The organism is Bacillus cereus, assembly GCF_002577405.1.
GTDB classification, from domain to species: domain Bacteria; phylum Bacillota; class Bacilli; order Bacillales; family Bacillaceae_G; genus Bacillus_A; species Bacillus_A cereus_AU.
The window spans coordinates 1-262 of the sequence record NZ_NULR01000051.1; the positions used below are offsets into that span (position 1 = coordinate 1).

A 262-nucleotide genomic window follows, 5' to 3' on the forward strand; every position below is an offset into this window, starting at 1 on the left:
CTTTTTGGTGGAGCCTAGCGGGATCGAACCGCTGACCTCCTGCGTGCAAGGCAGGCGCTCTCCCAGCTGAGCTAAGGCCCCAAGTTGTATGGTGGGCCTAAATGGACTCGAACCATCGACCTCACGCTTATCAGGCGTGCGCTCTAACCAGCTGAGCTATAGGCCCATACAAATTGCAGGATTTATTTATATCATATCCTCATTTAAGAGTCAACACTTAATTGAACTCTCAAAACTAAACGAAAACGAAACACGGAAACTT

2 tRNA genes are annotated in these 262 nt (G+C 48.1%); both read right to left on the reverse strand.

Annotated elements, in window-relative coordinates:
• Positions 1-5 precede the first annotated feature (5 nt).
• Positions 6-81 (reverse strand) — tRNA-Ala (locus COC96_RS26970).
• A gap of 8 nt (positions 82-89) precedes the next feature.
• Positions 90-166: transfer RNA gene (locus COC96_RS26975), tRNA-Ile, on the reverse strand.
• Positions 167-262: the final 96 nt, after the last annotated feature.